This is a genomic window from Streptococcus sp. k-90 (assembly GCF_013277565.1).
GTDB lineage: Bacteria > Bacillota > Bacilli > Lactobacillales > Streptococcaceae > Streptococcus.
Genome location: NZ_VMNE01000015.1, coordinates 48,446 through 62,665, shown reverse-complemented (window position 1 = coordinate 62,665; position 14,220 = coordinate 48,446). Strand labels below are relative to the sequence as shown.

10 protein-coding genes and 1 pseudogene are annotated in these 14,220 nt (G+C 44.0%); all 11 read left to right on the top strand.

Going from position 1 to position 14,220, the window contains the following annotated elements:
- The first annotated feature begins 5 nt into the window (after positions 1 to 5).
- The 11 genes and pseudogenes from comA to purH all read left to right on the top strand — a co-directional run bounded on the left by comA (position 6) and on the right by purH (position 14,157).
- The gene (gene comA / locus HT734_RS05180; RefSeq protein ID WP_173277375.1) at positions 6 to 2,159 is read left to right on the top strand and encodes a peptide cleavage/export ABC transporter ComA; all 2,154 of its coding nucleotides are present in this window, start codon (positions 6 to 8) and stop codon (positions 2,157 to 2,159) included.
- Positions 2,160 to 2,171: 12 nt separating this feature from the next.
- Positions 2,172 to 3,521: a competence pheromone export protein ComB gene (gene comB / locus HT734_RS05175; protein ID WP_173277377.1), complete on the top strand. Its 1,350-nt coding sequence runs from the start codon at positions 2,172 to 2,174 to the stop codon at positions 3,519 to 3,521.
- 169 nt (positions 3,522 to 3,690) lie between these two features.
- Entirely contained in the window at positions 3,691 to 4,398 is a 708-nt protein-coding gene (gene purC, locus HT734_RS05170; protein WP_173277379.1) for a phosphoribosylaminoimidazolesuccinocarboxamide synthase, read from the top strand.
- 67 nt (positions 4,399 to 4,465) lie between these two features.
- Positions 4,466 to 8,191 carry a phosphoribosylformylglycinamidine synthase gene (locus tag HT734_RS05165; RefSeq protein ID WP_173277380.1) on the top strand — a complete coding sequence of 1,242 codons (3,726 nt, stop codon included), beginning with the start codon at positions 4,466 to 4,468 and terminating at the stop codon, positions 8,189 to 8,191.
- Between the two features lie 93 nt (positions 8,192 to 8,284).
- Entirely contained in the window at positions 8,285 to 9,727 is a 1,443-nt protein-coding gene (gene purF, locus HT734_RS05160; RefSeq protein WP_173277382.1) for an amidophosphoribosyltransferase, read from the top strand.
- A gap of 38 nt (positions 9,728 to 9,765) precedes the next feature.
- Positions 9,766 to 10,788 (top strand): phosphoribosylformylglycinamidine cyclo-ligase, encoded by a 1,023-nt coding sequence (gene purM / locus HT734_RS05155; RefSeq protein ID WP_173277384.1) that lies wholly within the window; start codon positions 9,766 to 9,768, stop codon positions 10,786 to 10,788.
- Positions 10,785 to 11,330: a phosphoribosylglycinamide formyltransferase gene (purN, locus tag HT734_RS05150; RefSeq protein WP_173277386.1), complete on the top strand. Its 546-nt coding sequence runs from the start codon at positions 10,785 to 10,787 to the stop codon at positions 11,328 to 11,330. The genes purM and purN overlap by 4 nt, the downstream gene beginning before the upstream one ends.
- 83 nt (positions 11,331 to 11,413) lie before the next feature.
- Positions 11,414 to 11,923: a VanZ family protein gene (locus HT734_RS05145; protein WP_173277387.1), complete on the top strand. Its 510-nt coding sequence runs from the start codon at positions 11,414 to 11,416 to the stop codon at positions 11,921 to 11,923.
- Between the two features lie 50 nt (positions 11,924 to 11,973).
- Positions 11,974 to 12,099, top strand: a pseudogene (locus HT734_RS05140) (phosphoribosylglycinamide formyltransferase); the annotation flags it as partial.
- A gap of 44 nt (positions 12,100 to 12,143) precedes the next feature.
- Positions 12,144 to 12,608 carry a GNAT family N-acetyltransferase gene (locus HT734_RS05135; protein ID WP_173277388.1) on the top strand — a complete coding sequence of 155 codons (465 nt, stop codon included), beginning with the start codon at positions 12,144 to 12,146 and terminating at the stop codon, positions 12,606 to 12,608.
- Position 12,609: 1 nt separating this feature from the next.
- A complete protein-coding gene (gene purH / locus HT734_RS05130; protein ID WP_173277390.1) occupies positions 12,610 to 14,157 on the top strand; it encodes a bifunctional phosphoribosylaminoimidazolecarboxamide formyltransferase/IMP cyclohydrolase in 1,548 nt (515 codons plus the stop codon).
- Positions 14,158 to 14,220 lie beyond the last annotated feature (63 nt).

The window sequence follows — 14,220 nt, the reverse complement described above, 5'->3', positions numbered from 1 at the left end:
TGAATATGAAATTTGGGAAACGTCACTATCGTCCGCAGGTGGATCAGATGGACTGCGGTGTAGCTTCATTAGCCATGGTTTTTGGCTACTATGGTAGTTATTATTCTTTGGCTCACTTACGAGAATTGGCAAAGACGACCATGGATGGGACGACGGCCTTGGGCTTGGTCAAGGTGGCAGAGGAGATTGGTTTTGAGACGCGAGCAATTAAGGCGGATATGACGATCTTTGACTTGCCAGATTTGACTTTTCCTTTTGTTGCCCATGTGCTTAAGGAAGGGAAATTGCTCCACTACTATGTGGTGACTGGTCAGGATAAGGATAGCATTCATATTGCCGATCCAGATCCTGGGGTGAAATTGACCAAACTGCCACGTGAGCGTTTTGCGGAAGAATGGACAGGAGTGACTCTTTTTATGGCACCGAGTCCAGACTACAAGCCTCATAAGGATCAAAAGAATGGTTTGCTCTCTTTTATCCCTATATTAGTGAAGCAGCGTGGCTTGATTGCCAATATCGTTTTGGCAACACTCTTGGTAACCTTGATTAACATTGTGGGTTCTTATTATCTGCAGTCTATCATTGATACCTATGTGCCAGATCAGATGCGTTCGACGCTTGGGATTATTTCTATTGGGCTGGTGATTGTCTATATCCTCCAGCAAATCTTGTCTTACGCTCAGGAGTATCTCTTGCTTGTTTTGGGGCAACGCTTGTCGATTGACGTGATTTTGTCCTATATCAAGCATGTTTTTCACCTGCCTATGTCTTTCTTTGCGACACGCAGAACAGGGGAAATCGTGTCTCGTTTTACAGATGCTAACAGTATCATCGATGCGCTGGCTTCGACCATTCTTTCGATTTTCCTAGATGTGTCAACGGTTGTCATTATTTCCCTTGTTTTATTTTCACAAAATACCAATCTCTTTTTCATGACTTTATTGGCACTTCCTATCTATACAGTGATTATCTTTGCCTTTATGAAACCGTTTGAAAAGATGAATCGGGACACCATGGAAGCCAATGCGGTTCTGTCTTCTTCTATCATTGAGGACATCAACGGTATTGAGACTATCAAGTCTTTGACCAGTGAAAGTTCACGCTATCAAAAGATTGACAAGGAATTTGTGGATTATCTGAAAAAATCCTTTACCTATAGTCGAGCAGAGAGTCAGCAAAAGGCTCTGAAAAAAATTGCCCATCTCTTGCTCAATGTCGGCATTCTCTGGATGGGGGCTGTTCTGATCATGGATGGCAAGATGAGTTTGGGGCAGTTGATTACCTATAATACCTTACTGGTTTACTTTACCAATCCTTTGGAAAATATCATCAATCTGCAAACCAAGCTTCAGACAGCGCAGGTTGCCAATAACCGTTTGAATGAGGTTTATCTGGTAGCTTCTGAGTTTGAGGAGAAGAAAACGGTTGAGGATTTGAGCTTGATGAAGGGAGATATGACCTTCAAGCAGGTTTTCTACAAGTATGGCTATGGTCGAGACGTTTTGTCGGACATCAATTTGATCATTCCCCAAGGTTCTAAGGTGGCTTTTGTGGGGATTTCAGGGTCAGGTAAGACGACCTTGGCCAAGATGATGGTTAATTTTTACGACCCAAGTCAGGGAGAGATTAGTTTGGGTGGTGTCAATCTCAATCAGATTGATAAAAAGGCCCTGCGTCAGTACATCAACTACCTGCCTCAACAGCCCTATGTCTTTAACGGAACGATTTTGGAGAATCTTCTTTTGGGAGCCAAGGAGGGGACGACTCAGGAGGATATCTTACGGGCGGTTGAATTGGCAGAGATTCGGGAGGATATCGAGCGCATGCCACTAAATTACCAGACAGAATTGACTTCGGATGGGGCAGGAATTTCAGGTGGTCAACGTCAGAGAATCGCCCTAGCGCGTGCTCTCTTGACAGATGCACCTGTCTTGATTTTGGATGAGGCGACTAGCAGTTTGGATATTTTGACAGAGAAGCGGATCGTAGATAATCTCATGGCTTTAGACAAGACCTTGATTTTCATCGCCCACCGTTTGACTATTGCTGAGCGGACAGAGAAGGTTGTTGTCTTGGATCAGGGCAAGATTGTTGAAGAAGGAAATCATGCTGATTTGCTTGCACAGGGTGGTTTTTACGCCCATTTGGTGAATAGCTAGAAAGAGGAGAGGATGAAACCAGAATTTTTAGAAAGTGCGGAGTTTTATAATCGTCGTTACCATAATTTTTCCAGTCGGGTGATTGTACCCATGTCCCTTCTGCTCGTGTTTTTACTTGGATTTGCAACATTTGCAGAGAAGGAGATGAGTTTATCAACTAGAGCTACTGTCGAGCCTAGTCGTATCCTTACAAATATCCAGTCAACTAGCAACAATCGCATTCTTGTCAATCATTTGGAAGAAAATAAGCTGGTTAAAAAGGGAGAACTGTTGGTTCAATATCAAGAAGGGGCAGAGGGTGTCCAAGCGGAGGCCTATGCTAGTCAGTTGGACATGCTCAAGGATCAAAAAAAGCAATTGGAGTATTTGCAAAAGAGTCTGCAAGAAGGGGAGAACCACTTTCCAGAGGAGGATAAGTTTGGCTACCAAGCCACCTTTCGCGACTACATCAGTCAAGCAGGCAGTCTTAGGGCTAGTACATCGCAACAAAATGAGACCATTGCGTCCCAGAATGCAGCAGCTAGTCAAACTCAAGCCGAAATCGGCAACCTCATCAGTCAAACAGAGGCTAAAATTCGTGATTACCAGACAGCTAAGTCAGCTATTGAAACAGGTGCTTCCTTGGCCAGTCAGAATCTAGCCTACTCTCTCTACCAGTCCTATAAGTCTCAGGGCGAGGAAAATCCGCAATCTAAGGCCCAGGCTGTTGCTCAGGTAGAAGCACAGCTCTCTCAGTTAGAATCCAGTCTTGCTACTTACCGTGTTCAGTATGCAGGTTCAGGTATCCAGCAAGCCTATGCGTCTGGTTTAAGTAGTCAATTAGAGTCTCTCAAATCCCAACATTTGGCTAAGGTTGGTCAGGAATTGACCCTTCTAGACCAGAAAATCTTGGAGGTGGAGTCAGGTAAGAAGGTACAGGGAAATCTTTTAGACAAGGGGAAAATTACGGCGAGTGAGGATGGGGTGCTTCATCTTAATTCTGAGACCAGTGATTCTACCATGGTTGCAGAAGGTGCCCTACTAGCCCAACTCTATCCGTCCTTGGAAAAAGAAGGGAAAGCCAAACTCACAGCTTATCTAAGTTCAAAAGATGTAGCAAGGATTAAGGTCGGTGATTCTGTTCGCTATACGACGACTCATGATGCCAAGAATCAACTTTTCCTAGATTCTACTATTACCAGCATCGATGCGACAGCTACCAAGACTGAAAAAGGGAATTTCTTTAAAATTGAGGCGGAGACTAATCTAACTTCTGAGCAGTCTGAAAGACTTCGTTACGGGGTGGAAGGCCGCCTACAGATGATTACGGGCAAGAAAAGTTACCTGCGTTATTATTTGGATCAATTTTTGAACAAAGAGTAATGTTCGTGTTTTTAGAGTTAAATGATTTTAAAACTGTGAGAAAGATTCTTCTTGCAGTTTTTTCTTTACGATTTTCGATGTCGCTACGTTATTTATTCGGTTAAATTCTTGTAATTTTAAGTTTTTTATGGTAGAATGTGCTCAAGTAATACGAAAGGCGAACTTTTAAATGTCAAAACAATTGATCTATTCGGGAAAAGCTAAAGATATCTATACAACTGAGGATGAAAATCTTATTATTTCAACTTACAAGGATCAGGCGACTGCTTTCAATGGTGTCAAGAAGGAGCAGATTGCGGGCAAGGGAGTCTTGAATAATCAGATTTCATCTTTTATTTTTGAGAAATTAAATGCGGCTGGTGTGGCGACTCACTTTGTAGAGAAACTTTCGGATACAGAACAACTCAATAAAAAGGTTGAGATTATTCCTTTGGAAGTCGTGCTCCGCAACTACACGGCTGGTTCCTTTTCAAAACGTTTTGGTGTGGATGAGGGAATTGCCTTGGAGACTCCGATTGTTGAACTTTACTACAAAAATGATGATTTGGATGATCCATTTATCAATGACGAGCATGTGAAATTCCTAAAGATTGCGGATGACCAGCAGATTGCCTACTTGAAGGAAGAAACCCGTCGTATCAATGAACTTTTGAAGGTCTGGTTTGCTGAGATTGGCCTCAAGTTGATTGACTTTAAGCTAGAGTTCGGTTTTGACAAGGATGGCAAGATTATCTTAGCAGACGAATTTTCACCAGATAATTGCCGTTTGTGGGATGCGGATGGCAACCACATGGATAAGGATGTTTTCCGTAGGGGTCTAGGTGAATTAACAGATGTTTACGAAATTGTCTGGGAAAAGTTGAAGGGGTTGAAATAATCTGTTTGCAAGACTCTCAAGGTCATTTGGAAACATTGCAAGAGCTGAAATAAAGGAATAAGAATTGATGGATAAACGTATTTTTGTTGAAAAAAAGGCTGATTTTCAGGTCAAGTCAGAGAGTTTGGTGAGAGAACTCCAACACAACTTGGGACTTTCAAGCTTGAAAAGTATTCGCATCGTGCAAGTGTATGATGTCTTTAACTTGGCTGAGGACCTGTTTGCACCTGCAGAGAAACACATTTTCTCTGAGCAGGTGACAGACCATGTCTTGGACGAAGCTGCTGTACAGGCGGATCTGGCTAACTATGCTTTCTTTGCTATCGAAAGCTTGCCAGGGCAGTTTGACCAGCGTGCGGCTTCTTCACAGGAAGCCTTGCTTTTGCTTGGTAGCTCAAGTGATGTAGCGGTTAATACTGCTCAATTGTATTTGGTTAACAAGGACATTGCTGCGACTGAGTTGGAAGCGGTCAAGAACTACCTACTCAATCCAGTGGATTCACGTTTCAAGGACATCACGACAGGAATTGCCAAGCAGGAATTTTCAGAGTCAGACAAGACCATTCCTAAATTGACTTTCTTTGAAAGCTATAGGGCAGAAGACTTTGCCCGCTACAAGGCCGAGCAAGGGATGGCTATGGAAGTGGATGATTTGCTCTTTATCCAGGACTACTTTAAGTCAATCGGGCGTGTACCAACTGAGACTGAACTCAAGGTTTTGGACACTTACTGGTCTGATCATTGCCGTCACACGACTTTTGAGACAGAGTTGAAACAGATTGATTTCTCCGCATCGAAATTCCAAAAGCAATTGCAGTCAACCTATGAAAAATATATTGCCATGCGTGATGAGTTGGGGCGTTCTGAAAAGCCACAAACCTTGATGGACATGGCCACTATTTTTGGTCGTTATGAGCGTGCTAATGGACGTTTGGATGATATGGAAGTGTCAGACGAAATCAATGCTTGCTCAGTCGAAATTGAAGTGGACGTTGATGGTGTGAAAGAACCATGGCTCCTCATGTTTAAAAACGAAACCCACAATCACCCAACTGAGATTGAGCCATTTGGTGGGGCGGCTACTTGTATCGGTGGAGCCATTCGTGACCCATTGTCAGGTCGCTCATATGTCTACCAAGCTATGCGTATCTCAGGTGCCGGTGATATTACCGCACCGATTTCGGAAACGCGTGCTGGGAAATTACCACAACAGGTCATTTCTAAGACAGCGGCTCATGGTTATTCTTCATACGGTAACCAAATTGGGCTTGCAACAACCTACGTTCGTGAATACTTCCACCCAGGCTTTGTAGCTAAACGCATGGAGCTTGGTGCAGTTGTCGGTGCTGCTCCAAAGGGCAATGTTGTCCGTGAAAAACCGGAAGCGGGTGATGTCATTATCCTCCTTGGAGGTAAGACTGGACGTGATGGTGTCGGTGGTGCGACAGGTTCTTCCAAGGTTCAAACAGTTGAGTCTGTAGAGACTGCTGGAGCTGAGGTTCAAAAAGGGAATGCTATCGAAGAACGCAAGATTCAGCGCCTTTTCCGTAATGGCGATGTCACTCGTCTTATCAAGAAGTCCAATGACTTTGGAGCAGGTGGTGTCTGTGTAGCCATCGGTGAATTGGCAGACGGTCTTGAAATTGATCTAGACAAGGTGCCTCTTAAATATCAGGGCTTGAATGGTACCGAAATTGCCATCTCTGAATCTCAAGAACGGATGGCTGTGGTGGTTCGTCCTGAGGATGTAGATGCCTTCGTTTCAGAATGTAACAAAGAGAATATTGATGCTGTTGTGGTTGCGACAGTAACTGAAAAACCAAATCTAGTCATGCACTGGAATGGTGAAATCATTGTCGACTTGGAACGTCGTTTCCTTGACACCAATGGTGTGCGTGTGGTCGTTGATGCAAAGGTGGTGGACAAGGATGTCAAACTCCCAGAAGAGCGTACAACAAGCGCTGACACACTTGAAGCAGATACCCTTACGGTTCTATCTGACCTCAACCATGCCAGTCAAAAAGGATTACAGACTATCTTTGACTGCTCTGTTGGACGCTCTACGGTTAATCACCCACTTGGTGGTCGTTACCAACTCACACCAACTGAGGCATCTGTGCAGAAATTGCCAGTTCAACACGGTGTGACTCATACTGCGTCAGTCATGGCTCAAGGTTTCAACCCTTATGTAGCAGAATGGTCTCCATACCACGGTGCTGCTTATGCGGTTATTGAAGCGACTGCTCGTTTGGTGGCTGCTGGTGCCAACTGGTCTAAGGCTCGTTTCTCTTACCAAGAGTATTTCGAACGCATGGACAAACAAGCTGAGCGTTTTGGTCAGCCAGTAGCAGCTCTCCTAGGCTCTATCGAAGCTCAGATTCAGCTTGGTTTGCCATCTATCGGTGGGAAGGACTCTATGTCTGGTACCTTTGAAGAATTAACTGTGCCACCAACTTTGGTAGCCTTTGGGGTGACGACGGCAGATAGCCGTAAGGTGCTTTCGCCAGAGTTCAAGAATGCTGGTGAAAACATCTACTACATCCCAGGTCAAGCTCTTGCTGCAGAGATTGATTTTGACTTGATTAAGTCTAACTTTGCTCAGTTTGAAGCCCTTCAAAAGGCTCACAAAGTAACAGCAGCTTCAGCTGTTAAATACGGTGGTGTGCTTGAAAGTTTGGCCCTTGCTACCTTTGGAAATCATATCGGTGCAGAAGTAACCTTGCCTGAACTTGAAACGGCTTTGACAGCTCAATTGGGCGGATTTGTCTTCACATCTCCTGAAGAAATTGCTGGAGTAGAGAAAATCGGTCAAACGAAAGCAGACTTTACACTCCTTGTCAACGGTGTGAAGCTAGATGGACAGAAACTTGACAGTGCCTTCCAAGGCAAACTGGAGGAAGTTTACCCAACAGAATTTGCTCAAGCGAAAGAACTGGCTGAAGTACCAGCTGTGGTATCAGATGTTGTGATTAAAGCCAGAGAAAAGGTTGAAAAACCTGTGGTTTACATCCCAGTATTCCCAGGAACCAACTCAGAATATGACTCAGCAAAGGCCTTTGAGAAAGAAGGTGCAGAAGTTAACTTGGTGCCATTTGTGACCTTGAATGAAGAAGCTATTGTCAAGTCAGTCGAAACTATGGTTGCCAACATCAGTAAAGCTAACATTCTCTTTTTTGCCGGTGGATTCTCAGCTGCGGACGAGCCAGATGGTTCAGCCAAGTTTATTGTCAATATTCTGCTTAATGAAAAAGTGCGTGTAGCTATTGATAGCTTTATCGCTCGTGGTGGCTTGATTATCGGTATCTGTAATGGATTCCAAGCCCTCGTCAAATCAGGTCTTCTTCCATACGGGAACTTTGAAGATGCCAGCAGTACGAGCCCAACCCTCTTCTACAATGATGCCAACCAACACGTGGCCAAGATGGTAGAAACTCGCATTGCCAATACTAACTCACCATGGCTTGCTGGGGTGCAAGTGGGCGATATCCATGCCATTCCTGTTTCGCACGGTGAAGGGAAGTTTGTCGTGACGGCTGAGGAATTCGCTGAGCTCCGTGACAATGGACAAATTTTCAGCCAATACGTTGACTTTGATGGAAAACCAAGTATGGATTCTAAGTACAATCCGAATGGTTCTGTAAATGCTATAGAGGGAATTACTAGCAAGAACGGCCAAATTATCGGTAAGATGGGCCACTCAGAACGTTATGAGGATGGTCTTTTCCAAAATATCCCAGGCAATAAAGACCAGCACCTGTTCGCGTCAGCGGTTAAATACTTTACTGGAAAATAAGACTTGCAGATTTTCTAATAGATAGTATCAGTAATGTAAAAGTCATGTAGATTTAGCTCTTGGTGCTACACAAATAAAAATTAGGTATATAAAATGACATACGAAGTAAAATCTCTTAATGAAGAATGTGGTGTTTTCGGTATCTGGGGACATCCAGATGCTGCTAAATTGACCTATTTTGGTCTCCATAGTCTTCAGCACCGTGGTCAGGAGGGGGCAGGAATCCTCTCCAATGACCAAGGGAAACTAAAGCGGCATCGCGATATGGGGCTTCTATCAGAAGTCTTCAGAAATCCTGCTAACTTAGATAAATTGACGGGAACTGGTGCGATTGGGCATGTGCGTTACGCGACTGCTGGCGAAGCTTCTGTAGATAATATCCAGCCTTTCCTCTTCCGTTTTCACGATATGCAGTTTGGGTTGGCTCATAATGGAAATCTGACCAATGCTGCCTCTCTCAAGAAAGAATTGGAACAAAGAGGAGCAATTTTCAGCGCGACTTCGGACTCGGAAATCTTGGCTCACCTCATTCGTCGCAGTCATAATCCTAGCCTGATGGGCAAAATCAAGGAAGCGCTCAGCCTTGTCAAAGGTGGTTTTGCCTATATCTTGCTGTTTGAGGACAAGTTGATTGCAGCTCTTGACCCCAATGGTTTCCGTCCGCTTTCTATCGGGAAAATGGCCAACGGAGCAGTGGTTGTTTCATCTGAAACCTGTGCTTTTGAGGTTATTGGTGCTGAATGGATTCGTGATTTGAAGCCAGGTGAGATTGTGATCATTGATGACAAGGGAATCCAGTATGATAGCTATACAGATGATACCCAGTTAGCAATCTGTTCTATGGAGTATATCTATTTTGCTCGCCCTGATTCTAACATTCATGGTGTCAATGTCCATACGGCACGTAAACGTATGGGTGCCCAATTGGCGCGTGAATTCAAGCATGAGGCGGATATTGTAGTCGGTGTGCCCAATTCTTCCCTAAGCGCGTCTATGGGATTTGCGGAAGAGTCTGGGCTACCAAATGAAATGGGCCTCATCAAGAACCAATACACCCAACGTACCTTTATCCAACCGACTCAAGAATTGCGGGAGCAAGGGGTACGGATGAAACTGTCTGCTGTTTCAGGCGTTGTAAAAGGCAAGCGTGTGGTTATGGTGGATGACTCTATTGTACGTGGAACAACCTCTCGTCGTATCGTTCAGCTCTTGAAAGAAGCGGGTGCAACTGAGGTTCACGTTGCTATTGGCAGTCCAGCACTAGCTTATCCATGTTTCTACGGGATTGATATCCAGACCCGTCAGGAGCTGATTGCGGCTAATCATACGGTCGAAGAAACTCGCCAAATCATTGGAGCAGATAGTCTGACTTATCTTTCTGTTGAGGGGTTGATTGATTCAATTGGTATTGAAACAGATGCGCCAAATGGTGGTCTCTGTGTCGCTTACTTTGACGGTGACTACCCAACACCTCTCTACGACTACGAAGAAGACTATCGTAGAAGTTTGGAAGAAAAGACAAGTTTTTACAAGTGAGTTACTGAGATTCCCCATAAAAGAAAAGGAATAAAGAAATGACAAATAAGAATGCGTACGCCCAGTCGGGTGTGGATGTTGAAGCGGGTTATGAAGTTGTTGAACGGATTAAAAAGCACGTGGCTCGTACGGAGCGTGCAGGTGTCATGGGAGCTCTTGGTGGCTTTGGTGGTATGTTTGACCTTTCAAAGACTGGAGTTAAAGAACCTGTCTTGATTTCAGGGACTGACGGTGTCGGAACCAAGCTCATGTTGGCAATCAAGTACGACAAGCACGATAGCATCGGTCAGGACTGTGTGGCCATGTGTGTCAATGATATTATCGCTGCAGGTGCTGAGCCCCTCTATTTCCTGGACTATGTGGCGACAGGGAAGAATGAACCAGCTAAGCTAGAACAAGTAGTCGCTGGTGTGGCAGAAGGCTGTGTGCAGGCAGGTGCTGCCCTCATCGGTGGGGAAACGGCTGAAATGCCGGGTATGTATGGCGCAGATGACTATGACTTAGCTGGTTTTGCGGTCGGTGTGGCTGAAAAATCTCAAATCATTGACGGTTCAAAGGTTGCAGAAGGCGATGTTCTTCTCGGACTTGCTTCAAGTGGGATTCACTCCAATGGTTACTCTCTCGTTCGTCGTGTCTTTGCGGATTATACAGGTGAGGAAGTCCTTCCAGAATTGGAAGGCAAGCAACTCAAGGAAGTTTTGCTTGAGCCGACTCGTATCTATGTTAAGGCTGTTTTGCCACTCATCAAGGAAGGCTTGGTAAATGGTATTGCCCACATCACAGGTGGTGGCTTTATCGAAAATGTTCCTCGTATGTTTGCTGCTGACCTAGCAGCTGAGATTGAAGAAAGCAAGGTACCAGTGCTTCCGATTTTCAAAGCTCTTGAAAAATACGGTCAGATCAAACACGAAGAAATGTTTGAAATCTTCAATATGGGTGTGGGACTCATGTTGGCAGTTAGTCCTGAAAATGTAGGTCGTGTCAATGAATTGCTGGATGAACCAGTCTATGAAATTGGTCGCATCGTCAAGAAAGAAAACGAAAGTGTCATCATCAAATGAAAAAAATAGCGGTTTTTGCCTCTGGTAATGGCTCAAATTTTCAGGTGATAGCGGAACAATTTCCAGTAGAGTTTGTCTTTTCAGACCATCGTGACGCCTATGTGCTCGAACGTGCAGACAAGCTCGACGTTCTGTCCTATACTTTTGAACTCAAGGAGTTTGAGAGCAAGGCAGACTACGAAGCGGCACTTGTCGAACTCTTGGAAGAACACCAGATTGACTTGGTTTGTCTAGCAGGCTACATGAAAATCGTTGGGCCTACTTTACTGGCAGCTTATGAAGGCCGAATCATCAACATTCATCCAGCCTACCTGCCAGAATTTCCAGGAGCTCATGGGATTGAGGATGCTTGGAATGCAGGTGTTGCTGAGAGTGGTGTTACCATTCACTGGGTGGACTCAGGTGTGGATACAGGAAAGGTCATCAAACAAGTACGTGTGCCACGGTTAGCTGATGATACCATAGCCAGCTTTGAAGAACGTATTCATGAAGCAGAGTACAAGTTGTATCCAGAAGTAGTGAAGGCTCTATTTACAGATTGACTTTTTGATGATTCATATGATATCTTTGATTTTAAATTGGAGTCAGTGCTTGTTGAAGACGGTTTCAAACGGAGGTATTTGTAATGTTAGAATCTAAAAAAACAACTCGGTATGTATTTTATGTCTATCTGATTTTATTAACTTGGGGAATCTTATTTAAGTTTGAAACCAATCCTGAATTTATAGCATTTTTCTTAGCTCCAAGGTACATCAATTGGATTCCATTTTCAGAACCACTAATAGTAGATGGAAAAATTGTTTTTGCTGAAATGTTATTTAATCTGATTTCCTTTATTCCATTAGGTGTTTGTTTCCCTCTGATAAAAACTAATTTATCTAGTTTAAGAATAGTCGGGACAGGTTTCTTGATTAGTCTATTGTTTGAGTGCTTACAGTATATTTTAGCAATAGGTATAACAGATATAACGGATTTGACTTTAAATACGCTAGGTGTTTGTGTAGGCTTACTGATTTATCAAATTTTTATAAGAGTGTTCAAATCACAAACTAGAAAATGGGTCAATATCTTAGGTATTCTTAGCCTTGGTTTTGCTTATCTTATTTTACTGTTACTGCATTTAATTGGTGTTTAACTAATGATTAAAAAGGAGAATATAATGACTAAACGTGCCTTAATCAGCGTATCAGACAAGTCCGTGTGCCACGGCTGGCTGATGATACCATTGACAGTTTTGAAGAACGTATTCATGAGGCAGAGTACAAGTTGTATCCAGAGGTGCTGGATAGTTTGGGAGTAGGGAGAAGATAAGAAGTAAATCAAGTTTTGATTGTGCAATATTGCTAGGAGAAAAAATGATTGAGCTAAAATTAGTAGATGAGAGCAGTTTTCAGGCAGTGCTAGATTTGAAAATATCTGAAGCTGATGAACGAGCACGTTTTGTGGCTCCAAATGTACGCTCTTTAGCTGACGCATGGCTCTACCGGAAAAATGAAGATGTGTTTCCGAGGGCGATCTATTGGGATAAGCAAGTGGTTGGCTTTCTCCTGCTGGAAATAGACAAGTATGAAGCGGAATACTTTATCTGGCGGATAATGATTGGCCAGCAGTACCAAGGAAGAGGTTATGGTCGAAAAGCCTTGGAAGTTCTAATCAAAGAGGTCCAGATGGATAGAGCTTGTAGTCATATTGTTGCAGATTATGTGGTTGGAAATGAAAAAATGAAGTACCTACTGACTAGTCTAGGTTTTCAGGAAACAGGACTTATAGAAGAAAATAACGAAGTCGCTATGCGCTTAGACCTAAAGAAAGAGGAATAGAATGACGAAAAAAGCCTTAATCAGCGTCTCAGACAAAGCGGGCATTGTTGAATTTGCCCAAGAACTTAAAAAACTTGGTTGGGACATCATCTCAACAGGTGGAACCAAGGTTGCCCTTGATAATGCTGGGGTAGACACCATTGCGATCGATGATGTGACCGGTTTTCCAGAGATGATGGACGGTCGTGTCAAGACCCTTCACCCAAATATCCACGGTGGGCTTCTCGCTCGTCGTGACTTGGATAGTCACTTGGAAGTAGCTAAGGAGAACCAGATTGAGCTCATTGATCTTGTTGTGGTAAACCTCTACCCATTTAAGGAAACCATCCTCAAACCAGACGTGACTTATGCTGATGCGGTGGAGAACATCGATATCGGCGGGCCATCAATGCTTCGTTCAGCAGCTAAAAACCATGCCAGCGTGACGGTTGTGGTAGACCCTGCTGACTATACAGTGGTTTTGGACGAGTTGTCAGCCAATGGTGAAACGACTTACGAAACGCGTCAACGTTTGGCAGCTAAGGTTTTCCGTCACACAGCGGCTTATGATGCCTTAATTGCAGAGTATTTCACAACTCAAGTGGGTGAAAGCAAACCTGAAAAGCTCACTTTGACTTATGACCTCAAGCAGGCCATGCGCTATGGGGAAAATCCTCAACAGGATGCAGATTTCTACCAAAAAGCTTTGCCGACTGATTACTCCATTGCTTCAACCAAACAGCTTAACGGTAAGGAATTGTCATTCAACAATATTCGTGACGCTGATGCTGCTATCCGTATCATCCGTGACTTCAAAGACCGTCCAACCGTTGTGGCTCTCAAACACATGAACCCATGTGGAATCGGTCAGGCTGATGACATCGAGACTGCTTGGGACTACGCTTATGAGTCTGACCCAGTGTCTATCTTTGGTGGTATCGTTGTTCTTAACCGTGAGGTGGATGCTGCGACAGCCGAGAAGATGCACGGCGTTTTTCTTGAAATCATCATCGCACCAAGCTATACGGATGAAGCGCTAGCTATTTTGACCAACAAAAAGAAAAATTTGCGCATTCTTGCCTTGCCATTTGATGCTCAAGAGGCTAGCGAAATGGAAGCAGAATACACAGGTGTTGTTGGTGGACTCCTCGTTCAAAACCAAGACGTTGTCAAAGAAAGTCCAGCTGACTGGCAAGTGGTGACCAAACGCCAACCAACAGAGATAGAGGTGACTGCCCTTGAGTTTGCTTGGAAAGCAATCAAGTATGTCAAATCAAACGGAATCATCATCACCAATGACCACATGACACTGGGTGTTGGCCCAGGGCAAACCAACCGTGTAGCTTCCGTACGTATTGCGATTGACCAAGCCAAAGACCGCCTTGACGGTGCTGTCCTTGCTTCGGATGCCTTCTTCCCATTCGCGGATAACGTGGAAGAAATCGCCAAAGCGGGAATTAAGGCTATCATTCAACCGGGAGGCTCCGTACGTGACCAAGAATCTATCGAAGCTGCTGACAAATATGGCATGACCATGGTCTTCACAGGCGTGAGACATTTTAGACATTAAGAACGCTAAAGGGAAGAAAACAGTTTCTTTCCTTTTTTGCTTAAAAGTGCTTAATAAAACAAG